Below are 22,565 nucleotides of genomic sequence, written 5' to 3' on the forward strand. Positions count from 1 at the left end.
GACTGTGACAATGCTTACTTCCATCGAGGGTAGTAAATCAGGACGTATCCGGAACTGTCGGATCAGGCTGTCAGCAATGCGTCAACAGCTACGGCCACGAAAAGCACCGTCACGTACGTGATCGACCAGTGGAACAGCCGCATCGGCTTGAGGTCGGAGCCGCGCCGGGCAGCCAGGTACAGCAGGATCGCCTCTCGGCCCATGAGGATGCCAGCCAGGATCGCGGCCCCCAGGTACACCCAGGAAAGGCTGGCCACCGGCCAGAGCGCGAGCGACGCAGCCACCATGAGACCCGTGTAGACCAGGCTCTCGACCGCGACCCGCTTCTCGGAGGCGACCACCGGCAGCATGGGAATCCCGGCCGCGGCGTAGTCGTCCTTGAACTTGATGGCCAGCGCCCAGAAGTGCGGCGGCTGCCAGAGGAACATGACCGCGAACAGCAGCCACGCGCTCCACGACAGCGAACCGGTGACCGCGGCCCAGCCGATCAGCACGGGAGCCGCGCCGCAGATCCCGCCCAGCACCGTGTTGTGCGGGGTCGTGCGCTTGAGCCACATCGTGTAGATGACGGCGTAGTAGAAGTTCGCGCCGACGGTGAGCAGCGTGGCCAGCAGGTTCGTCGTGACCGCCATGAGCACTGTGGACACCACGCCCAGCACCAGGCCGAAGGTCAGCGCGCTGCGGGAGCTGATCGTGTGGGTGACCAGCGGCCGGGTGGACGTGCGCTTCATCAGCTGGTCGATGTCGCGGTCGTACCAGCAGTTCAGCACGTTCGCGCTGCCGGCGGCGAGCGCCCCGCCGACCACGGTCGCCACGATCAGCCACAGCGACGGCATGCCGCGCTCGGCCAGGATCATGGCCGGAACCGTGGTGATCAGGAGAAGCTCGACGATCCGCGGCTTGGTCAGCGCGACATAGGACCGGATGACCGCCAGCGGCGAGGCGGTGGCCCGCTCGGTGGCTGTGGTCGGGCGTTCGGCGACGGTGCTCACCGGAATATGGCCACCCTCCGAGTCTGTCTACAAAACGTAGAACAGGGTATGCCCGCGACCAGTACAGCCCAGGCCCGGGGTGGGACTCTGTGGCCAGCCACTCCGGTGACGGCCGGCACGGCGGGCCGGCGGTGTCCCGCACGGTGGTGACCGGCCGGTTCCCCGCTCGCCGATTACGACAGGTGGGTAGGGTCAACCCAGACGTTCTTTTTGATCCTGAGGGGCTGCGCAATCGTGACTCTGGACTGGTCCGACCTCGACCGCCGGGCGGTCGACACGACTCGGGTGCTGGCGATCGACTCGGTGGAACGGGCTGGCAACGGCCACCCCGGTACCGCCATGAGCCTGGCCCCCGCCGCCTACCTGCTGTTTCAGAAGGTCATGCGGCATGACCCCTCCGACCCGGGCTGGGCGGGGCGTGACCGCTTCGTCCTCTCCTGCGGGCATTCGTCGCTCACGCTCTACATTCAGCTGTACCTGTCCGGCTACGGCCTGACGCTCCAGGACCTGGAGCACCTGCGCCAGTGGGGCTCGCTCACCCCGGGCCACCCCGAGCACGGGCACACCCGCGGCGTGGAGACGACGACCGGCCCGCTCGGCCAGGGCCTGGCCAACGCTGTCGGCATGGCGATGGCCGCCCGCCGCGAGCGCGGCCTGTTCGACCCGGAGGCCGAGCCCGGTACGAGCCCGTTCGACCACAACATCTGGTGCTTCGCCTCCGACGGTGACATCGAGGAGGGCATCACCCACGAGGCCAGCGCCCTCGCCGGGCACCAGAAGCTGGGCAACCTGACCGTCCTCTACGACGACAACCAGATCTCGATCGAGGACGACACCCGGATCGCGCTGTCGGAGAACGTGTGCCAGCGCTACGAGGCGTACGGCTGGCACGTGCAGCGGGTGGACTGGACGCGGACCGGCGACTACGCCGAGGACATCGCGGCCCTGGCCGAGGCGCTGGAGAACGCGAAGGCGGAGACGGGCAAGCCCTCGTTCATCGCGCTGCGGACGATCATCGGCTGGCCGGCCCCGAACAAGCAGAACACCGGCAAGATCCACGGGTCGGCGCTCGGCGCCGAGGAGGCCGCCGCGACGAAGAAGCTGCTCGGCTTCGACCCCGAGCAGTCCTTCGCCGTCGGCGAGGACGTGCTGGCGCACACCCGGGCCGTCCAGGACCGGGCGAACCTGGTGCGGGCCGGCTGGCAGGTCGCGTTCGACGCGTGGGCCTCGGCCAACCCCGACCGCAAGGACCTGTTCGACCGGGTCAGCGAGCGCAGGCTGCCGCTGGGCTGGGAGTCGCGGCTGCCGGAGTTCCCTGCCGACGTGAAGGGCATGGCGACCCGGGCGGCGTCCGGCAAGGTCCTCAACGCGATCGGCCCGGCGCTGCCGGAGCTGTGGGGCGGCTCGGCCGACCTGGCGGAGAGCAACAACACGACGATCGAGGGCGAGCCGTCGTTCATCCCCGCCGAGTACGCGACGAAGGCCTTCCCCGGGCACGAGTACGGCCGCACGCTGCACTTCGGCATCCGTGAGCACGCGATGGGCGCGATCCTCAACGGCATCGCCCTGCACGGCGGGACGCGGCCGTACGGCGGCACGTTCCTCGTGTTCAGCGACTACATGCGCCCGGCTGTCCGGCTCGCCGCGCTGATGAAGGTCCCGGTCGTCTACGTGTGGACGCACGACTCGGTCGGCCTCGGCGAGGACGGCCCGACCCACCAGCCGGTCGAGCACCTGGCCGCGCTGCGCGCCATCCCGGGGCTGGACGTGGTCCGCCCGGCGGACGCCAACGAGACCGCGATCGCGTGGCGCAAGGCGCTGGAGCACACCGACCGGCCGACGGCGCTGGCGCTCACCCGGCAGAACGTGCCGGTGCTCGCGGCCTCCGACGTTGAGGACGCCGACAAGGGCGGGTACGTGCTGGCCGACGGCACCGATGTCGTGATCATGGCGACCGGCTCTGAGGTACAGCTCGCGCTGGGGGCCAGGGCGAAGCTGGCCGAGGAGGGCGTCTCCGCGCGGGTCGTGTCGATGCCGTGCCGCGAGTGGTTCGACGCGCAGCCGGTCGAGTACCGCAACCACGTGATCCCGCCGGCCGTGCGGGCCCGGGTCAGCGTGGAGGCCGGGATCGCGATGCCGTGGCGTGACCTCGTCGGCGACCTCGGCGTCTCGGTGAGCCTGGAGCACTTCGGCGCCAGCGCGCCGTACCAGCGGCTCATGGAGGAGTTCGGCTTCACCGTGGACAACGTCGTGGCCGCGGCGCGCAAGTCGCTGGACCGGGTGAGGGGGTAACGAGATGACTGACCGTCTGGCAGAGCTGACCGGGGCCGGGGTCGCGGTGTGGCTCGACGACCTGTCCCGGGAGCGGCTGGCTTCCGGTGACCTCGACCGGCTGCGCCGGGAGAAGCACGTCTCCGGCGTGACCAGCAACCCGACCATCTTCGCCAAGGCGCTGTCCGAGGGGCACGCCTACGACGAGCAGATCAGGGACCTGGCGGTGCGGGGCGTCTCCGTGGAGGAGGCCGCCAGGATGCTGACCACGTACGACGTGCGGTGGGCCTGTGACGTGATGCGCCCGGCGTTCGACGCCAGCGGCGGGCTGGACGGCCGGGTGTCGATCGAGGTCGACCCGCGGCTCGCGCACAAGACGGCCGAGACGATCGCCGAGGCCAAGGGCCTGTGGTGGCTGGTGGACCGGGAGAACCTGTTCATCAAGATCCCGGCCACGCTGGAGGGGCTGCCCGCGATCACGGCGACCCTGGCGGCCGGCATCTCGGTCAACGTGACGCTGATCTTCAGCCTCGAGCGGTACAAGGGCGTGATGGACGCGTACCTGTCCGGGCTGGAGCAGGCGAAGGCCAACGGGCACGACGTGTCGAAGATCGAGAGCGTGGCCTCGTTCTTCGTGTCCCGGGTGGACACCGAGATCGACAAGCGGCTCGGCGCGTCCCCGCTGAACGGCAAGGCCGCGGTGGCCAACGCGCGGCTGGCGTACCAGGCGTACGAGGAGGTGTTCTCCTCGAAGCGCTGGCAGGCACTCGCCGACGCCGGCGCCCGGCCGCAGCGGCCACTGTGGGCGTCGACGGGCGTGAAGAATCCGGCCTACTCGGACGTGCTGTACGTCGAGGAGCTGGTCGCCCCCGGTACCGTGAACACCATGCCCGAGGCGACGATGAACGCCTTCGCCGACCACGGCGTGACCCAGCCGGACACGATCACCGGTGAGTACGCGTCGGCGAAGCAGGTCATGGACCAGATCTCCGACTACGACGACGTCGTGGCGTTCCTCGAACGCGACGGGGTCGCCAAGTTCGAAGCCAGCTGGGCGGAGCTGCTGGCCAGCGTCGAAGCCCAGCTCAAGGCCGCCAGGTGATCACGGGCGGCGGGCTGAGCGTCCGCAGCACAGTCGACGCGGCGGCCACGCTCGCCGCCCTCACCTCCGATGACGTGCCCGCGCTGCTGGCGGCGGGCGACCCGACCCTGTGGGGCCCGGAAGCCGAGCACGAGGCCGGGATCCGGCTCGGCTGGCTCAACGTGCTCGAAGCCTCACGGGAGCTGCTTCCCCGGCTGGGCACGCTGCGCGAGCAGCTGCGCGCCGAGGGGCTGACCCACGTGGTGCTGGCCGGGATGGGCGGCTCCTCGCTCGCCCCGGAGGTGATCTGCAAGACGCTCGGGCTCGAGCTGACCACTGTGGACACCACCGATCCGCAGCAGGTCCGGGCGGCGATGGCCGACCGGCTCGACAAGACGGTGCTGGTGGTGTCGAGCAAGTCCGGCGGGACGCTGGAGACCGACAGCCACCGCCGGGCGTACCTGGCCGCCGGGCTCGACCCGGCCCGGCAGCTCGTCGTGGTCACCGACCCCGGCTCGCCGCTGGAGGCGACAGCCAGGGAAGTCGGCGCGCGGGAGATCTTCCTGGCCGACCCGGCCGTCGGCGGGCGGTACTCGGCTCTGACAGCTTTCGGGCTCGTGCCGTCGGCTCTGGCGGGCGTGAACGTCGGCGAGCTGCTCGACGAGGCCGCCGAGCTGCACAAGACCCTGCCCGACCCGGACGGGCCGGCGACAGCGCTCGGTGCGGTGCTGGGGGCTGCGGCGCTGGCCGGTAAGGACAAGCTGGCGATCGCGGACGACGGCAGCGGGATCACCGGGCTCGGCGACTGGATCGAGCAGCTGATCGCCGAGTCGACCGGCAAGCACGGCACCGGGATCCTTCCCGTGGTGCTGGAGAACCCGTCCGCCACGGTGGGCGGGTCGGACGACGTGCTGCTGTGCACTGTCGGCGGCGCGATGTCCGCCGGGTTCATCCCCGGTGGCGGGGTCGCGCCGGACGTGAGCGTGTCCGGCGGGCTCGGCGCGCAGTTCCTGGCCTGGGAGTTCGCCACGGCCATCGTCGGGCGGCTGCTCGGCATCGACCCCTTCGACCAGCCCAACGTCCAGGAGAGCAAGGACATCACGTCCCGGATCCTCCAGGAAGGACTGCCGACTGACGCGCCGTCGGGCGTCCAGGGCGCCATTTCCTTGTACGGCGGGCGGAGTGACCTCTCCGCGGCGTTGCGCGACCTGCTGGCCGGCATTGGCGAGCGCGGCTACCTGGCCGTGATGGCGTACCTCGACCGGCACGCCGACGCGCGGGCCGCCGAGCTGCGCCAGGTGCTCGCGGAGAAGACGGGGCGGCCGGTGACGTTCGGGTGGGGGCCGAGGTTCCTGCACTCGACCGGCCAGTACCACAAGGGCGGGCCAGCGGACGGAGTGTTCCTCCAGATCACGGGAGATGTGACCGCCGACCTGCCGATCGAGGGCCGGGACTACTCCTTCGCCGAGCTCCAGGCAGCCCAGGCGGCTGGTGACCGGCGGGCGCTGACCGAACGCGGCCGCCCGGTACTCCATCTGCATCTGACCGACCGGGCCGCTGGCCTGGCTGAGCTGCTGGCGGCACTGCGTTGACCAATCTGCTCCGTGACCCCCAGGACCGGCGGCTGCCGAGGATCCCGGAGCCCTGCGCTCTGGTGATCTTCGGTGTGACCGGGGACCTGTCGAGGAAGAAGCTGATCCCCGCCGTCTACGACCTGGCGAACCGGGGGCTGCTGCCCCCGGGCTTCGTCGTGCTCGGCTTCGCCCGGCGGGACTGGGGCGACGGCGAGTTCGAGGACGTGGCGCGCCGGGCCGCCCAGCAGCACGCCCGGACCCCGTGGCGGGACGAGGTGTGGTCACGGCTCGTCGGGAACATCAAGTTCGTGGGCGGGTCCTTCGACGACGACGCGGCCTTCGACCAGCTGGCGTCCACTCTGGACGAGCTGCGGGCGACGCACGGGATTCCGGGTAACGCGGCGTTCTACCTGTCCATCCCGCCACCGGCGTTCCCGACTGTGCTGAAGCAGCTGGAGCGGACCGGGATGGCGGACAACAAGGTCTCGGGTGGCTGGCGGCGGGTCGTCGTCGAGAAGCCGTTCGGTAACGACCTGGAGTCGGCCAAGGCACTGAACGGCCTGGTGGATGACGTCTTCACCGGGTCTGACGTCTTCCGGATCGATCACTATCTGGGGAAAGAGACCGTCCAGAACATCCTGGCGTTGCGGTTCGCCAACGCGCTGTTCGAGCCGGTGTGGAACTCGCACTACGTCGACTCGGTGCAGATCACGATGGCGGAGGATGTCGGCATCGGGTCGCGGGCCGGGTTCTACGACTCGGCGGGCGCCGCGCGGGACGTGCTCCAGAACCACCTGCTGCAGCTGCTCGCGCTCACGGCGATGGAGGAGCCGACCAGCTTCGACTCGGAGGAGATCCGGACGGAGAAGCTGAAGGTACTCCGGGCGATCACGCTCCCGGAGAACCTGGCGGAGAACGCGATCCGGGGGCAGTACGCCCAGGGGTGGGTCGCCGGGCAGCGTGTGCCGTCGTACCACGACGAGGAGAACGTGCCGCCGGACTCCACGACAGAGACGTACGCGGCGGTGCGGCTCGGCATCCAGAACCGGCGCTGGGCCGGCGTGCCGTTCTACATGCGGACGGGCAAGCGGCTGCCCCGGCGGGTCACCGAGATCGCCGTGCTGTTCAAGAAGGCCCCGCACCTGCCGTTCGACTCCGCGGACGTGGAGATGCTCGGCAACAACCAGCTGGTGATCCGCGTCCAGCCGGACGAGGGCGTGATGCTCAAGTTCGGCTCGAAGGTACCGGGCACGGCGATGGAACTGCGGGACATCGCGATGGACTTCCAGTACGGGGAGACGTTCACGGAGTCCTCGCCGGAGGCGTACGAGCGGCTCGTGCTCGACGTGCTGATCGGCGACAAGACGCTGTTCCCGGACTCGGCGGAGGTCGAGGCCTCGTGGCGGGTGATCGACCCGCTGGAGGAGTTCTGGGCCGGAGGCAAGCCGCTGCCGTACCGGGCCGGCGAGTGGGGGCCGCGCGCCGCCGACGAGATGCTGGCCAGGACCGGCCGGCACTGGAGACGGGCATGAGCAGCACCAGGGGGGCTGGCCGATGATCGCGTTGTGGGACACCACCGGGGTAGAGGTGATCAAGGCGCTGGCCGCCGAACGCCGGAGCGCCGGCGGGCTGACCAGCGGCCTGGCCCTGACCCTGATCGCCGTCGTGGACGAGAAGCACGTCCGCGAGGCGGAGGCCGCCGCGATGATCGCCTCGCAGCAGCACCCGTGCCGGCTCCTGATCATCGTCCGCAGGGACGTGCTGAACCCGGAGTCCCGGCTCGACGCGGAGATCGTGGTCGGCGGGCGGCTCGGGCCGTGCGAGGCGATCGTGATGCGGATGCACGGGCGGCTCGCCCTGCACGCCGAGTCGGTCGCCATGCCGCTGCTCGCCCCGGACGTGCCAGTGGTGACGTGGTGGCACTGCGAGCCGCCGGAAGGTATCGCCTACGACCCGCTGGGCGTGGTGGCCGACCGCCGGATCACGGACGTCTCCCAGGCCACGGCACCGGCGACGGCGTTGCAGCAGCGGGCGGACGACTACGCGCCCGGCGACACGGATCTGGTGTGGACCCGGCTCACGCCGTGGCGGACGCTGATCGCGGGAGCCTACGAGGCCGTACCGGCACCGGCGAAGAGCGTCGTCATCGGCGCACCGGTGGATGATCCCGGGGCGAAGCTGCTGGCGGGCTGGCTCCGGGCGAGGCTCGGCGTCGGCGCGACGATCCGGCCAGCCGAAGCCCTGGAGTCGGTCACCATCTCGCTGGAGAACGGCGGGGAGCTCGCCCTGGAACGCCACGGCGGGATGGCGGCACTCCGCCGGACGGGATACCCGGACCGGGTACTGCCGCTCCTCCCCCGGCCGCTCGGCGAGGAACTCGCGGAGGAACTGCGCCGGATCGACGCCGACCAGCCGTACGCTGCGGCGCTGGAGGCGGCGTACGGGCTGGAAGGGCTGAACGAGCGGGCGGCGATGCGGGTACACATCTGGCATGACCCGGCGGTGTCGGAGCAGCCGGAGGCTCTGGTCTAGGGCTGGCTCGGGTTTGGTCTTGGGCTCTGGCTCTGGTTTTGAGCCGGTGGGCTGGGTGAGCCTGGGGTCGGGGGCTGGGCTGGGCTGGCGGGTTTGAGCCGGCCGGTGGATTTGGCTGGGCTGGTGGAGTCGGGTTCGGGTTGGGCGAAGAGCTGAGGATGACGGCCGGCGTGGCCGTCCAGAAGGGACTGGGATGACGACCAGCGTTGTCGTGCACGGCGATCAGGGCATCCTCGCCCAGGCCGTGGCGGCCCGGCTGATCACGCGGATCATCGACGCCCAGGCGGAACGCGGCAGCGCCGAGGTGGTGCTGACCGGCGGCCGGGTGGCCGCAGCCGTGTACGCGGCGGTCCGGGACAGCCCGGCCAGGGAGGCCATCGACTGGGGGCGGGTCGGCATCTGGTGGGGCGACGAGCGCTTCCTCCCGGCCGGCGACCCGGAACGCAACGAGACCCAGGCCCGGGAAGTACTGCTGGATTTGCTGCCGCTCGACCCGGCCCGGGTGCACGCCATGCCGGCGGCTGACGGGCCGGACGGGGGCGACCCGGAGGCTGCGGCTGCGCGGTACGCGGCTGAGCTGGCGGAGGCTGCGGGGCCTGGGCACCAGGAACTACCCCACTTCGACGTGCTGCTGCTCGGGGTCGGCGAGGACGGGCATGTCGCGTCGGTGTTCCCCGGGCTGCCTGCCGTGCACGATCGGCGGCCAGTGGTGGCGGTACGAGGCGCGCCGAAGCCCCCGTCCACCCGGATCAGCCTGACGCTGCCCGCCATCAACACCGCCGAGGACGTCTGGCTGATCGCGGCCGGTACCGGGAAGGCAGCCGCCGTGGACATGGCGGTGCGGGGGGCTGGGCCTGTGCAGGTACCGGCGGCGGGAGTGACGGCGACTGGCCGGACGTTGTGGCTGCTGGATCGGGAGGCCGCTGCGGCGCTGGAGCCCCGGTACCGGAGCCTGCACGCCTGATCGAGGCCTGGGCCGCTCACGGGCTGATACCGGGCTGGACGGTTCCGGCGAGTTCCGGCTGGCGGCGAGAGGGCCGCTCCGCTCCGCCCTCTCACGACCAGCCCTCACGGGCTCACACCACGCCCGGTGCTTCGCGCCGTGCTCCGGCGCCCTGCCGGGCGCGAAACCGCCGGAACGCTCCGCGCTCCCGCCACGCGCCCGCTCCGCAGGGCTCACTGCCCGCTCCGCGGGCAGCGCCCTGCTCCGCAGGCGCTCCGCCTTGCTCAGCCGTCCAGCGTGGGTTTCGGAGCGTCCAGCTCACGTTCCGGACGGCCGCCCAGCTCACGGTTCGGGCAACCGCCAGCTCACGGTTCGGGCAACCGCCGACCGTGGGTTCGGGCGGCGAACTCGGCATTCTGGACCAGCTTCACGCAACCAGGCAGGTTGCGTGCCCCGCCGCCCCACACCGACCCTGCCGGCACGCGTAAGGATCCCTGTCCAGCTTCAGGCTGTCAGCCCCGGCCGGTCCCAGCAACGACCCCGTCCAGCTTTACGCAGTCAGCCCAGCCAGACCTCCACAAGGCCCACCCTCCAGCCTCAGGCAGCCCCAGCCCCCAGCGCTACCGCGTTCCGTCTCAGGACGGCAGCCCAACCCCATGGCCCCACGTCCAGCCTCACGCAGCCCGTCCAGCCCCGGCTTCCACGCCCCACCAGAGAGCCCCAGACAGCAAAGTGCCCGGCCGCGCACACACGACCGGGCCCTCCACCACAACCATCAACCACACCCAGCCCATCAGCCTGCGACCCAACGAGCCCACCAGCCCAGGACGCAATGCCCGCGAACCCACCAGCCTCACGAGCCGAACTGGGCCGCCCGGTTCGCCTGGAGGCGGGCCAGCGCCTCGGCGAGGATGAGCTCGCCCTCGGCGTCGCTGCGCCGTTCCTTCACGTACGCCAGGTGCGTCTTGTACGGTTCGATGCGCTGCCGTCCAGGCGGGTTGAGCCGGTCCTGTCCGGCGGGCAGCCCGCACCGCGGGCAGTCCCAGGTCTCGGGCTCCGGGACCTCGGCGGAGAAGGCCGCCTGGGTCTCGTGCCCGTTCGCACACCAATACTGCACCCGGTGCCGGGGGGCTGGCTGGCCTCGTTCGGCCAGGCTCATCGGGCCGGAGCCCACCCGGGTGCCTCGGATCGCATTGCCACTTGCCACGGCTGCTCCTGTCGTCGGGGGGTACGACACAGCGTCGGGGCGGTGCTGGTGCCTGCCGGGCGGGCCTGGTCCGTGCACCCCCGTCTGACCAGGCTGTTCGGGAGGCCGGAGCATCACCCATGCCCCGCCAGGGCCGCAACGTCACGACACAGCGGAAACACGTGCGCGCGGTCCGTATTGGACCGCGCGCATGAGTCTAGGACAACCTGGGCCGAATGAGTACGCCCCGAGGCCCCCGAATTACGCTCCGCCGCCGGCGGCTTCCCCACCGGCGCTGGGCTGCCGCCTGCGACGCCGCCGGGCCCGGCTTCCGCCGCAGCTCAGGGGCTTGTGTCCGTCCGAACTGGACTCCACAATCCGGGTGCGGCGGGAAACTCCGATGTGGACACCGGCGTGCCTGACGACAGGATCAGCTTCGGGCAGCAGGTACACGATCAAAGATTTTGATCTTGAACCCTCAGACGGGCCGGACGGAACCCGGCGGCTAGGCGCCGGAGTTGGCCTTCAGCAGGAGGCCGAGGCCGATGATCGAGGCGATCCAGAGCAGGCCGGCCAGGATCGTGTACCGGTCGAGGTTCTTCTCCGCCACCGAGGACCCGGTCAGGCTGCTGGCAGCGCCGCCGCCGAACATCGTGGACAGGCCACCACCCTTGCCGCGGTGCAGCAGGATGAGCAGGGTCAGCAGAATGCTGGTGATGATCAGCACGCTGACGAATACGTACGCCATCTCAGGGGATGTCCTCTCGATAATGACCAGGCCGGGGCCGGGGTCAAGGATAACCGGCCAGCCCTGGCCCCTCTACCCCGGCCGAGATAACGAAAACCACCCAGTCCGGGAAAACCCGTAGCCACGCTCCGGGCTCAACAACCACCTGCTCGTGCAGCCCTACCCGATCCACATCGCGGAGATGTCCGCTTCGCCCCAGGCTGGGTGCAGGAAGGCGTTGTGCACCTTGCTGCCGTGCAGCCGGAGGATCTTCGGGTGGTAGACCGGGATGATCGGGGCGCGCTTCTGGATCTCCTCGTCCAGCTCGCCCCACATCACGTACTGCTTGTCCAGGTTCGGCTCGGCCATCGCCGCGTCGATCCGCTTGTTGATCTCGGGATCGTTGAGCTGCGCGAAGTTCAGGTTGCCGGTCTGGGTCTTGTCCTTGGGGATGAGCCGGCCGTCGAAGTTCGGCTGGATGACGCTGGAACCGTTCGACCAGTCGGGCAGCCAGGAGGCGAAGGTCAGGTCACCCTGCTTCTGCTGCACGCCGGCCTCGACGTAGTACGTCCGGGCGGCGAGCGGCTTGAGCTCGAGGGTGATGTCGATGAGCGCGAACGACTCGACGACGGTCGCCATCGCCCGCTGCCACTTCTTCGTGTCCTGGAAGTTGACGGTCAGGGTCTTCGCGCACGGCTTGCCGTCCTTGGCCGCCTGCTCCATCAGGGCGCGGGCCTTCTCCGGGTTGCCTTCCTCGTACGCGTTCACCCCGTGCACGTCGAACTTCTTGTGCGCCTTGAGGTCCGGCGGGATCATCGTCGTCGCGTACTCGCCGAAGATCGAACCGCCGATCGTCGCCCGGAACCGGCGCTTGTTGAACGCCATGACCAGCGCCTGACGGCAGCGGATGTCCGGCACCTTGCTCATGTTGATCGCCATGTAGCTGGTACCCGGCACGGCGCCCGTGACCGCCCGCTTGGACAGCTCAGGGTCGTTGACGATCTGCTGGACGAAGTTCGGGGTGGCGTCGAGCTGGAGGGCGATCGAGTTCTTCGCCTCGCCCTGGTCCTTGATCAGCTCGTCGGTGACCTCTTCGTCCTGGTTCTCCCGGATGATCAGCTGGATCTTGTCCGGGTACGCCTTGCGGACGCTGTCCGTGCTCGGGTTCCAGTGCGGGTTGCGGTCCAGGATCAGCGGGCCGCCCTTGCCGTCGAAGGACTGGGCCACCTTGTACGGGCCGTTCGCGAACGGCCGGATGTCCATGTCCTTGCGGTTGATGTCCTTCTCTGGCGGGATCGGCGCCCACACCGGCATCGTCAGCGTGTAGGGGAAGTCCCCGATCGGGAACTTGAGCTTGAACCGGACCAGCTCACCGCCCGGGCACTCGATCGAGGTCAGGCCCTTGCCGTTGTTGTTCTTGCCGACGTACGGCCCCTTGTAGCCAGCTGTGTCCGCCAGGTAGTCCTTCGGGTAGCTCGGCCCGTTCTTGTACTCGGCCGCGAACCGCCGCTCGATCCCGTACTTCACGTGCGCGCACGTGACCGGGGTGCCGTCCTCCCAGGCCACACCCTTCTTCAGGGTGAACTCCCACGTCTTGCCGCCGTCCGGCGTGCGCCCCAGGTCCGTCGCCAGGTCCGGCGCGATCTCGGAGCCCTCCGTCCCCGGCGCGTCCTTGAACGTGACCAGCGTCCGGTTGATCAGGCGGCTGACGTTCATCGCCGAGGTCAGGTACACCTCGGTCGGGTCGAGGTGGTCCAGCTGCCCGCGCAGGATCAGGTTCAGCGTGCCGCCGGCCTTCGGGGTCAGCGGCGCTGGGCTCGCCTTCTCACCGTCAGGTGTGCACGCCGAAGTCAGCCCGACAGCCGCGGCCATGAACGCGGCTAACGTCGCGCGGCGCGCACGACGCCGCTGGCCCGTGAGAGGGGTGCCGTGGTGCATCGTCATCCTCGGGGGTGGTTCTGGGGTCTTCAGGCGCGGCGGAACGGCCCGCTCGCAACACTCTAGGGGCAGGAACGGGGTGGAGAGAACCCACCCCGGCGACCTGCCCCGAATCGTGATCGCCCGGCGGCTCCGTGCCGCCGGGCGATCACCAACGGTGAATTACTTACACAGGTTGTCCTGACAGGCCCCCGTCGTCAGCCAACCCCGGTACCGGGAACGTTCCGTCCTCAGACGGTCACGTGCTCCGGGAACCGGCAGATCTTCACGAAGTCCTCGGCGTCGAGGCTCGCGCCGCCGACGAGAGCACCGTCGATGTCAGCCTTCGCCATGATGCCGGCGATGTTGGCGCCCTTCACCGAGCCGCCGTACAGGATCCGGGTCCTGGCGGCCGTGTCCGCGTCGTACAGCTCCGCGAGCTTGGCCCGCAGCGCGCCGATCACTTCCTGCGCGTCGTCCGGAGTGGCCGTGCGGCCGGTGCCGATCGCCCAGATCGGCTCGTAGGCGACGACAAGACCCGCGGCCTGCGCAGCCGTGACCCCGTCGAGAGCCGCCTCCAGCTGCGCCGTGCAGTGCGCGACGTGGCTGCCGGTCTCGCGGATGTCGAGGCCCTCGCCGACGCACAGGATCGGCGTGATCCCGTGCTTGAGCGCGGCCTTGACCTTGCTGCCGACGACCGCGTCGTCCTCGTTGTGGTACTCGCGGCGCTCCGAGTGCCCGACCGTCACGTACGTGCAGCCGAGCTTGGCCAGCATCGCACCCGACACGTCACCGGTGTAGGCGCCGGAGTCGAACGGTGACAGGTCCTGGGCGCCGTGGACGATCAGGAGCTTGTCGCCGTCGATCAGGGTCTGCACGCTGCGAATGTCCACAAAGGGCGGCAGCACGGCGACCTCGACGGCCTCCAGCTGCTTGTCCGTGAGGCTGAACGCGAGCTTCTGGGTCAGTGCGATGGCCTCGAGGTGGTTGAGGTTCATCTTCCAGTTACCGGCGATGAGCGGCTTGCGGCTAGACATCCAGGGCCTCCAGACCGGGCAGCTTCTTGCCTTCCAGGTACTCCAGCGAGGCGCCGCCGCCCGTCGAGATGTGCCCGAAGGCCGTCTCGTCGAGGCCGAGCGCCCGTACCGCGGCAGCCGAGTCGCCGCCGCCCACGACACCGAGACCGTCCATCTTGGTCAGTGCCTCGGCGACGGCCCGGGTACCGGCGGCGAACGGCGCGAGCTCGAACACGCCCATCGGCCCGTTCCAGAACACGGTCTTCGCGGCCAGTACCTCCGCGGCGAACGCCGCACCCGACTCCGGCCCGATGTCCAGGCCCAGCCAGCCGGCCTCGATGCCGTCCACCGGGACGGTCTTCGTCGCGGCGTCAGCGGCGAACCGGTCAGCGATCACGACATCCGCCGGCAGCACGACCTTGCCGGTCGCGAGCAGCTCCCGGCACGCGTCGAGCTGGTCCTCCTCCAGCAGCGATGCGCCGATCTCGTGCCCCTGCGCCTTGAGGAAGGTGAAGAACATCCCGCCGCCGACCAGCAGCTTGTCCACCTTCGGCAGCAGGCTGGAGATGACGGCGAGCTTGTCGGAGACCTTGGATCCGCCGAGCACGACCACGTAGGGCCGCTCCGGCTCCCCGGTCAGCTTCCGCAGCACCTCGACCTCGCGCAGCACGAGCCCACCGGCGTAGGCCGGGATCAGCCGCGCCACGTCGTACACACTCGCGTGCTTGCGGTGCACAGCACCGAACGCGTCGTCCACATAGACGTCGGCCAGCGCGGCCAGCTCCGCGGCGAACGCGCCACGCACGGCGTCGTCCTTGCTGGTCTCCCCCGCGTTGAACCGCAGGTTCTCCAGCAGCGCCACCTGCCCGTCGCCCAGCTCGCCAACCGCCGTGGCCGCCGAAGCCCCCACAGTGTCCTCAGCGAACGTGACGGGCTTGCCCAGCAGCTCCGACAGCCGCCGCGCGACGGGCTTCAGGGAGAACTTGGCGTCCGGCTCGCCCTTGGGGCGGCCCAGGTGGGAGGCGAGCACCACGCGGGCACCCGCCGACAGCAGCGCCGTCACGGTCGGCAGCACGGCACGGATCCGGCCGTCGTCGGTGATCTTGTCGCCGTCCAGAGGAACGTTAAGGTCGGCGCGTACCAGGACGCGCCGACCCGTCACGCCCTCGCTGAGCAGGTCATCGAGGGTCTTCATCGTTCTAGCCGACCATCTTCACCAGGTCGACGAGGCGGTTGGAGTAGCCCCACTCGTTGTCGTACCAGCCGACGACCTTCACCTGGTCGCCGATGACCTTGGTCAGGCCGGCGTCGAAGATGCAGGAGGCCGGGTCGGTGACGATGTCGGAGGACACGATCGGGTCCTCGGTGTAGACCAGGATGCCCTTGAGCGGGCCCTCGGCAGCGGCCTTGATCGCGGCGTTGACCTCTTCGACGCTGGTCTCACGGGCAGCGGTGAAGGTCAGGTCGGTGGCGGAGCCGGTCGGGATCGGCACCCGCAGCGCGAAGCCGTCCAGCTTGCCCTTCAGCTCCGGCAGGACCAGGCCGATGGCCTTGGCCGCACCGGTACCGGTCGGGACGATGTTCAGCGCGGCTGCCCGGGCGCGGCGCAGGTCGGAGTGCGGGCCGTCCTGCAGGTTCTGGTCCTGGGTGTACGCGTGGATCGTCGTCATCAGGCCCTGCTTGATGCCGATCGTGTCGTGCAGGACCTTCGCCATCGGCGCGAGGCAGTTGGTGGTGCAGGAAGCGTTCGAGATGATCGTGTGCTTCCCGGCGTCGTACAGCTCGTGGTTGACGCCCATCACGATCGTGATGTCCTCGTTCTTGGCCGGAGCCGAGATGATGACCTTCTTGGCGCCCTTGTCGACGTGGGCCTTGGCCTTGGTCGCGTCGGTGAAGAAGCCGGTCGACTCGATCACGATGTCGGCGCCGACGGAGGCCCAGTCGAGGTTCTGCGGGTCGCGCTCGGCGAAGACCTTGAAGGTCTTGCCACCCACGGTGATCTCGTCAGCGGAGGCCTTGACCTCCAGGCCCAGCCGGCCGAGGATGCTGTCGTACTTGAGCAGGTGCGCGGTCGTCGCGACGTCGCCCAGGTCGTTGACCGCGACGACCTCGATGTCCGCGCCCGACGCGAGCACCGCGCGGAAGAAGTTACGGCCGATCCGGCCAAATCCATTGATGCCAACCCGGATAGTCACAGGTTTCCATCCCCTCGCCGCTGTGCCGGCGGGTAGCCGCCGGCGATCGCCATGAATGCCCCGGCCGAGACGGTGTGGCCGGGGATCTGCGTCCCGGCCTCGTCGCCGAACACCCCGACCCTATCGGAACCAGCCGTGCGGTCACGCGCGGGTCAACGCCACGCAAATTTTGCGGAAGTTCCGGCCCCCAACACCGAATTGCCCTACCACAAACCAAAAACAAACCTTAATTTTGTACCCGGCTCCTCGCCCCCGCCCACCCTGCGGCACTCACCGCCCGAGCAGGCCCCCAACCCAGACGACGGCCACCCGGAGCAACCCGGACGGCCGTCGACAGTGGAGGATCAGACCTCGGCGGCGAGCATCTCCGGCGTCACAGCCGACTCGGTGTCCGGGATCCCCAGGTCACGGGCCCGCTTGTCGGCCAGGGCCAGCAGCCGCCTGATCCGCCCGGCGATCGCGTCCTTGGTCAGCGGCGGGTCGGCCAGCGCCCCCAGTTCCTCCAGGGAGGCCTGCCGGTGGTCGAGCCTGAGCCTTCCGGCCGCCAGCAGGTGGTTCGGCGAGTCGTTCTCCAGGATCTCCATCGCCCGCGTCACCCGGGCCGCGGCCGCGACAGCTGCCCGCGCCGAGCGGCGGAGGTTCGCGTCGTCGAAGTTCGCCAGGCGGTTCGCGGTCGCCCGCACCTCCCGGCGGACCCGCCGCTCCTCCCAGGACAGCACCGAGCTGTGCGCGCCCAGCCGGGTCAGCAGGATGCCGATCGCGTCGCCGTCCTTGACCACGACCCGGTCGACGCCCCGCACCTCGCGGGCCTTCGCGGACACGCCGATCCGCCGCGCGGCGCCGACCAGCGCCAGCGCCGACTCCGGCCCCGGGCACGTGATCTCCAGCGCGCACGACCGGCCGGGCTCCGTCAGCGAACCGTGGGCCAGGAAGGCACCCCGCCACGCCGCGATCGCGCAGCACACGCCCGCCGACACCACGTGCGGCGGCAGGCCGCGTACCGGGCGCCCCCGCACGTCCAGCAGGCCCGTCTGCCGGGCCAGCGGCTCGCCGTCCTTCACGACCCGCACGATGTAGTGGCTGCCCTTGCGCAGGCCACCGCTGGCGAGCACGTGGATCTCACTCGGGTACCCGTACACCTCCGCGATGTCGCGGCGCAGCCGCCGGGCTACAGCGCCCGTGTCCAGCTCGGCCTCGACGACCACCCGGCCGCTGACGATGTGCAGGCCACCGGCGAACCGCAGCAGCGCGGCCATCTCGGCCTTGCGGCAGCAGGGCTTGGGTACGTCAACACGGCTGAGCTCATCCTTGACCGCGGCTGTCATCGCCATCGCGTCGTCCACCTCGTGTGCTTCGGGCCGGCTGGCGGCCCAGGATCGGGTGCAGTGCCGCGCCGAACGCGGCCGGGTCGTGCCGGGGTGTGCCGTCGGCCATCGCGACCGGCGCGAGGACCAGGCTGGCGCCGAGCCGGGTGGCAGCGTCGGCCACCGGGCCGGGGTTACCCACGGCCCGGTCGTCGGCGAGGACCACATCCACCCGCAGCTCCGGCATGTAAGACGTCAAAGTCGCGAGGTGGTCCGCCAGGGACAGCCCCGCTGTTTCCTTCTCGGCTGCCAGGTTCAACGTCACGAGGCGGCGTGCGTCACTGGCTGCGATGGCCGCGCGTAACTCGGGTACCAGCAGGTGCGGGATCAGGCTCGTGAACCACGACCCCGGCCCGAACACCAGCCAGTCGGCGTCCCGTACCGCCGCGAGCGCCTCGGCACACGCCGGAGGTGCCGGCGGAACGAGCCGGACGACCTCCACGTTCCCCGGGGTCACGGCCACCTCGTGCTGCCCGCGGACCGTGACGAGCCGCCCCGGTTCCAGCCCGGAGACGTCCGCCTCGATCGCCAGTGGCGCCCGCGCCATCGGCAGCACGCGCCCGCACGTCTCCAGCAGTTCCCCCGCGTGGTCCAGCGCGGCCACTGGATCGCCCAGCAGCTCCATCAGCCCAACGAGTACCAGGTTCCCCACGGCATGGCCTGCCAGCGGATCAGTACCGACGAAGCGGTGCTGCAACAGCTCAGCCGTGAGCAGCCGGTCCTCGCCGGACAGCGCGGCCAGCGCCTGCCGCAGGTCGCCAGGAGGCAGCGCACCACGCTCGGCACGTAACCGCCCCGAGGACCCGCCGTCGTCAGCGACCGTCACGACGGCGGTGATCTCCAGCCCGAGACTGGGCTGGATCTCCCGCAGTGCCCGCAACGCGGCGCCGAGCCCGTGCCCGCCACCGAACGCGACTACCTTCACCGGCGCCACCTCACCCAGGCCTGCCCCCGGCTGCTCACTCGCGCCCCAGGTCACGATGCTGAGCGTGTGCCGAGACGCCGGCGCTGCGCAGCCGCTGCGCCAGCTCCTCGGAGATCGCGACGCTGCGGTGCTTGCCGCCCGTGCAGCCGACCCCCACGGTGATGTACCGCTTCGCCTCCCGCTCGAACCCGGCCATCGTGCCCAGCAGCAGGCGTACGTAGTCATCCACAAAGGACGAAGCCCCCGGCTGCCCCAGCACGTAGTCGCTCACGGCGGACTCCCGCCCGGTACGCTCCCGCAGCTCCGGCACCCAGAACGGGTTCGGCAGGAAGCGCGCGTCCAGCACGAAGTCGGCGTCCACCGGCAGCCCGTACTTGAACCCGAACGACAGCACGGTCACCACCAGCTGCCGCGCCTCCGGAGTCGCGAACAGCTCCTCCACGCGCGCCCGCAGCTGGTTCACGTTCAGATGACTGGTATCGATCAGCACGTCGGCCTGCTCGCGTGCCTCCGCCAGCAGCTTCTGCTCCGCCTCGATCCCGTCGGACAGCCGCCCCTCGCCCTGCAGCGGGTGGGAACGCCGCACGTTCTCGAACCGGCGGACCAGGACGTCCGGGTCGGCGTCCACGAACACGACCTTCGGCCGGAAACCACGCTCCCGCAGATCCCGCACGGCACCGGACAGATCGGTGGAGAAAGCCCTGCTCCGCACGTCGAGCACCATGCCCGTCCGCCGGGCGGGCTCACCAGCCTCGAAAGCCAGCTCGGCCATCGGGACCAGCATCGTCTGCGGCAGGTTGTCCACCACGTAGTACCCGACGTTCTCCAGCGCCCGGGCCACAGTACTGCGCCCGCCGCCAGACACGCCGGTGACGATCACCAGGTCCAGGTCTCCCCGGCCGGAACCCTCCGCAGTCACTGCTCCCCCTCACGAGTAACGCCCTGCACCACGCTCATGTCCTGCACAGCGCCGATGTCCGGAATAACGCCGGTACTGTCCGATTCGCCAGTGTCCCCTGCCGGGCCGGACTGCTCACCAGCACCCCCTGACCCAGCGGGCTGGGCCACCGCGCTAGTCTGCCCCGCCCCCGCAAGGGCCGCCAGCACGGCCTCGGCGGTCCTCGGCCCGATCCCCGGCACTTCGGAGATCTCGGCCAGGCTCGCGGCCGCCAGCTTCTTCAACGATCCGAACCGCTTCAGGAGCGCCTTCTTCCGGATCTCCCCCAGCCCGGCCACGTCGTCCAGCGCCGAGGCCGTCATCCGCTTCGACCGCCGCTCACGGTGGAAGGTGATCGCGAACCGGTGCGCCTCGTCCCGCAGCCGCTGCAGCAGATACAGCCCCTCGGACGTCCGGGGCAGGATCACCGGGAACTCGTCGTCCGGCAGCCACACCTCTTCCAGCCGCTTCGCGAGGCCCACCACAGCCACATCGGTGATCTCCAGCCCAGCAAGCGTGGTCGCGGCCGCCCCGACCTGAGGCGCACCACCATCCACCACAATCAGATTCGGCGGATACACGAACCCCTTGCTCTCCTGCTTCTGCGTGAACCGCCGCCGCAGCACCTCACCCATCGCCGAAAGATCATCCGTAGCCCCGCGAATAATGAACCGCCGGTACTCACTCTTCCTCGGCACACCGTCCTCGAAGACGACCATGCTCGCCACGACATCCGTGCCCTGGAGCTGCGACACGTCGTAGCACTCGACCCGCAGCGGCGCGCTGTCCAGCTCCAGCGCCGTCGTCAGCTCCTCCAGTGCCTTGCCCCGCAGGCTCAGATCCCCGGCCCGCTTCAGCTTGTGCTGGGCCAGGGCCTGCTCAGCGTTCCTGGTCACCGTCTCCAGCAGCGCACGCTTGTCCCCCCGCTGCGGAATCTTCAGCTGTACCCGTGAGCCACGCAACCCCGACAGCCAGTCAGCCAGCGCGTCAGCGTCACCCGGCAGCTCCGGCACCAGCACCTCACGCGGCGGCTCGCTCCCATCGCCGTACACCTGGGTACAGAACTGGTGCACCAGCGCACCCGGCTCCAGGTCCTCGACCTTCTCGACGATCCAGCCCCGCTGCCCCCGCACGCGCCCAGCCCGCACGTGGAACACCTGCACCGAAGCCTGCAGCGGGTCCTCGGCGAACGCGACGACATCAGCATCCGTCGCCTCGTCGAAGACGACAGCCTGCTTCTCCATCGCCTTCCTGAGCGCCGTCACATCGTCCCGCAGCCGGGCCGCCCGCTCGAACTCCAGCTCCTCCGCGGCCTCGGCCATCTCCCGCTCCAGCCGCCGGATCATCACATCCGACTTGCCGGCCATGAAGTCGCAGAAGTCCTCGACGATCTCCCGGTGCTCGGCGGCGCTCACCCGCCCCACACACGGCGCGGAACACTTCCCGATGTACCCGAGCAGGCACGGCCGGTCGATCTTCGCCGCCCGCGCGAACACGCCCTTCGAGCACGTCCGCGCCGGGAACACCCGCAGCAGCAGGTCCAGCGTCTCCCGGATCGCCCAGGCGTGCGAGTACGGCCCGAAGTACCTGACGCCCTTACGCTTCGCCTCCCGCAGCACCAGCAGCCGCGGATACTCCTCGTCCAGCGTCACCGCGAGGTAGGGATACGTCTTGTCGTCCCGGTACCGCACGTTGAACCGGGGGTCGAACTCCTTGATCCAGGCGTACTCCAGCTGCAGCGCCTCGACCTCGGTGCTCACCACGACCCACTCGACCCGGCAGGCCGTGGTGACCATCTGGTACGTACGGGGATGCAGCGTGGCCGGATCAGCGAAGTACGAGCTGAGCCTGCTCCGCAGGTTCTTCGCCTTGCCGACGTAGATCACCCGGTCGCCCGGATCGAAGAACCGGTACACCCCCGGAGACGTGGGGATCGTCCCCGGAGCAGGACGATAAGGCAGAACGGTCGCGGATTCCGGCACCGTACGAGACTAGCTCCGTCCTCACGCCCTGGCGATCTCGTCCCCGGTGACCTTCACCTGTACCGGGTTCAGCCCCTTGGTCGCCGGCCCCTTGACCAGCGAACCGTCCTCGGCCTTGAACGTCGAACCGTGATTCGGGCAGACAATCAGCCCACCCGACGGCGGATCCACAATGGTCCCCTGGTGCGTGCACCGGGCACTGAAAGCCTTGATAACACCGGCCTGCGGCTGTACGAGCAGCACATTGCCCACCAGCTTCCCGCCACCGACCGGCACCTCGGAAACCTTCGCCAGCGCCTGGCCACCACCGGTACCCCCCGTCGCGCCCGGCGTCGAGCCACCCCCGGCCGGCGGCGTCGCCTGCCCGCCATTCCCCGCGTTACCAGAGTCCTGAGCACCGTTCTTCTTGTCGTCGGACCCGCCGCACCCCGCGAGCACGGCAGCCGCCCCCAGCGCCCCGGTACCCACCAGCACCGCCCGCCGGCACAGTCCACCACCAGTCATCGCAAGCCCAGCACTCGTCTCAGTCATGCCTCACAGCATGCCGCCTCCCAGTACCAGCTGCCCAGCCTTCTTACACACCTCTCAGGAAGTCTCCAGGCACAACAGAAGCAGGCCCGACCACATTGTGGTCGGGCCTGCTTCTGAATGTATGTCCGGCGGTGTCCTACTCTCCCACCCCGTCCCCGGGGCAGTACCATCGGCGCTGAAGGGCTTAGCTTCCGGGTTCGGAATGTTACCGGGCGTTTCCCCTTCGCTATGACCGCCGTAACCCTGCGGAACCAACCCCAAACCTGGTCCGGGTTCTCACCTGCTGGTGAACCCCGATGGTTTGGTGGTTGTTTTTCCAGAACCGGATAGTGGACGCGAAACATTCTTGATTGCGGTGCTGGGTAAGCCACTCGGCCTATTAGTACCAGTCA

General features: G+C 69.8%; 18 protein-coding genes and 1 rRNA gene. 6 read left to right on the forward strand and 13 right to left on the reverse strand.

Going from position 1 to position 22,565, the window contains the following annotated elements; genetic code table 11:
- Nucleotides 1-62: 62 nt before the first annotated feature.
- Complete coding sequence (locus A3G1_RS0117325) at nt 63-998, reverse strand: heme o synthase (RefSeq protein ID WP_157641206.1); 936 nt, start codon at nt 996-998, stop codon at nt 63-65.
- Between the two features lie 228 nt (nt 999-1,226).
- Between A3G1_RS0117325 and tkt the strand changes: the two genes are divergently transcribed.
- From tkt to pgl, 6 genes are all read left to right on the forward strand, one after another.
- Nucleotides 1,227-3,284, forward strand: a complete 2,058-nt coding sequence (tkt, locus tag A3G1_RS0117330; protein ID WP_018350744.1) for a transketolase — start codon at nt 1,227-1,229, stop codon at nt 3,282-3,284.
- Nucleotides 3,285-3,288: 4 nt separating this feature from the next.
- Complete coding sequence (gene tal, locus A3G1_RS0117335; RefSeq protein WP_018350745.1) at nt 3,289-4,365, forward strand: transaldolase; 1,077 nt, start codon at nt 3,289-3,291, stop codon at nt 4,363-4,365.
- Entirely contained in the window at nt 4,362-5,936 is a 1,575-nt protein-coding gene (locus A3G1_RS0117340) for a hypothetical protein (RefSeq protein WP_018350746.1), read from the forward strand. The genes tal and A3G1_RS0117340 overlap by 4 nt, the downstream gene beginning before the upstream one ends.
- A complete protein-coding gene (gene zwf / locus A3G1_RS0117345; RefSeq protein ID WP_018350747.1) occupies nt 5,933-7,450 on the forward strand; it encodes a glucose-6-phosphate dehydrogenase in 1,518 nt (505 codons plus the stop codon). Before A3G1_RS0117340 ends, zwf begins: the two co-directional genes overlap by 4 nt.
- A gap of 22 nt (nt 7,451-7,472) precedes the next feature.
- The gene (locus tag A3G1_RS0117350) at nt 7,473-8,450 is read left to right on the forward strand and encodes a glucose-6-phosphate dehydrogenase assembly protein OpcA (RefSeq protein WP_018350748.1); all 978 of its coding nucleotides are present in this window, start codon (nt 7,473-7,475) and stop codon (nt 8,448-8,450) included.
- Nucleotides 8,451-8,643: 193 nt separating this feature from the next.
- A complete protein-coding gene (pgl, locus tag A3G1_RS0117355) occupies nt 8,644-9,414 on the forward strand; it encodes a 6-phosphogluconolactonase (protein WP_018350749.1) in 771 nt (256 codons plus the stop codon).
- 832 nt (nt 9,415-10,246) lie between these two features.
- On the opposite strand, the gene A3G1_RS0117360 is transcribed toward pgl, so the two are convergent.
- From A3G1_RS0117360 to rrf, 12 genes are all read right to left on the reverse strand, one after another.
- Nucleotides 10,247-10,600, reverse strand: a complete 354-nt coding sequence (locus A3G1_RS0117360) for an RNA polymerase-binding protein RbpA (protein WP_026212232.1) — start codon at nt 10,598-10,600, stop codon at nt 10,247-10,249.
- A 484-nt stretch (nt 10,601-11,084) separates the two neighbouring features.
- Nucleotides 11,085-11,327 carry a preprotein translocase subunit SecG gene (gene secG / locus A3G1_RS0117365; RefSeq protein WP_018350751.1) on the reverse strand — a complete coding sequence of 81 codons (243 nt, stop codon included), beginning with the start codon at nt 11,325-11,327 and terminating at the stop codon, nt 11,085-11,087.
- Between the two features lie 159 nt (nt 11,328-11,486).
- Nucleotides 11,487-13,178, reverse strand: coding sequence for an ABC transporter substrate-binding protein (locus A3G1_RS0117370; protein ID WP_018350752.1), 1,692 nt, complete (start codon nt 13,176-13,178; stop codon nt 11,487-11,489).
- A gap of 296 nt (nt 13,179-13,474) precedes the next feature.
- Nucleotides 13,475-14,260, reverse strand: a complete 786-nt coding sequence (gene tpiA, locus A3G1_RS0117375; protein WP_018350753.1) for a triose-phosphate isomerase — start codon at nt 14,258-14,260, stop codon at nt 13,475-13,477.
- Nucleotides 14,253-15,434, reverse strand: a complete 1,182-nt coding sequence (locus A3G1_RS0117380) for a phosphoglycerate kinase (protein WP_018350754.1) — start codon at nt 15,432-15,434, stop codon at nt 14,253-14,255. Before A3G1_RS0117380 ends, tpiA begins: the two co-directional genes overlap by 8 nt.
- A gap of 4 nt (nt 15,435-15,438) precedes the next feature.
- A complete protein-coding gene (gene gap / locus A3G1_RS0117385) occupies nt 15,439-16,434 on the reverse strand; it encodes a type I glyceraldehyde-3-phosphate dehydrogenase (protein WP_018350755.1) in 996 nt (331 codons plus the stop codon).
- 344 nt (nt 16,435-16,778) lie between these two features.
- On the reverse strand, nt 16,779-17,765 hold the full coding sequence (whiA, locus tag A3G1_RS0117395) for a DNA-binding protein WhiA (protein WP_018350757.1): 987 nt from the start codon (nt 17,763-17,765) through the stop codon (nt 16,779-16,781).
- On the reverse strand, nt 17,737-18,732 hold the full coding sequence (locus A3G1_RS35345) for a gluconeogenesis factor YvcK family protein (protein WP_051110576.1): 996 nt from the start codon (nt 18,730-18,732) through the stop codon (nt 17,737-17,739). The genes whiA and A3G1_RS35345 overlap by 29 nt, the downstream gene beginning before the upstream one ends.
- Nucleotides 18,733-18,757: 25 nt before the next feature.
- A complete protein-coding gene (rapZ, locus tag A3G1_RS40120; protein ID WP_018350759.1) occupies nt 18,758-19,642 on the reverse strand; it encodes an RNase adapter RapZ in 885 nt (294 codons plus the stop codon).
- The gene (gene uvrC, locus A3G1_RS0117410) at nt 19,639-21,642 is read right to left on the reverse strand and encodes an excinuclease ABC subunit UvrC (protein ID WP_083936963.1); all 2,004 of its coding nucleotides are present in this window, start codon (nt 21,640-21,642) and stop codon (nt 19,639-19,641) included. Before uvrC ends, rapZ begins: the two co-directional genes overlap by 4 nt.
- A gap of 21 nt (nt 21,643-21,663) precedes the next feature.
- Nucleotides 21,664-22,173: a Rieske (2Fe-2S) protein gene (locus tag A3G1_RS0117415; protein ID WP_026212233.1), complete on the reverse strand. Its 510-nt coding sequence runs from the start codon at nt 22,171-22,173 to the stop codon at nt 21,664-21,666.
- 123 nt (nt 22,174-22,296) lie between these two features.
- Nucleotides 22,297-22,413, reverse strand: a 5S ribosomal RNA gene (gene rrf, locus A3G1_RS0117420).
- Between the last annotated feature and the right edge of the window lie 152 nt (nt 22,414-22,565).

It is taken from the genome of Longispora albida DSM 44784, from assembly GCF_000379825.1.
Taxonomy (GTDB): domain Bacteria; phylum Actinomycetota; class Actinomycetes; order Mycobacteriales; family Micromonosporaceae; genus Longispora; species Longispora albida.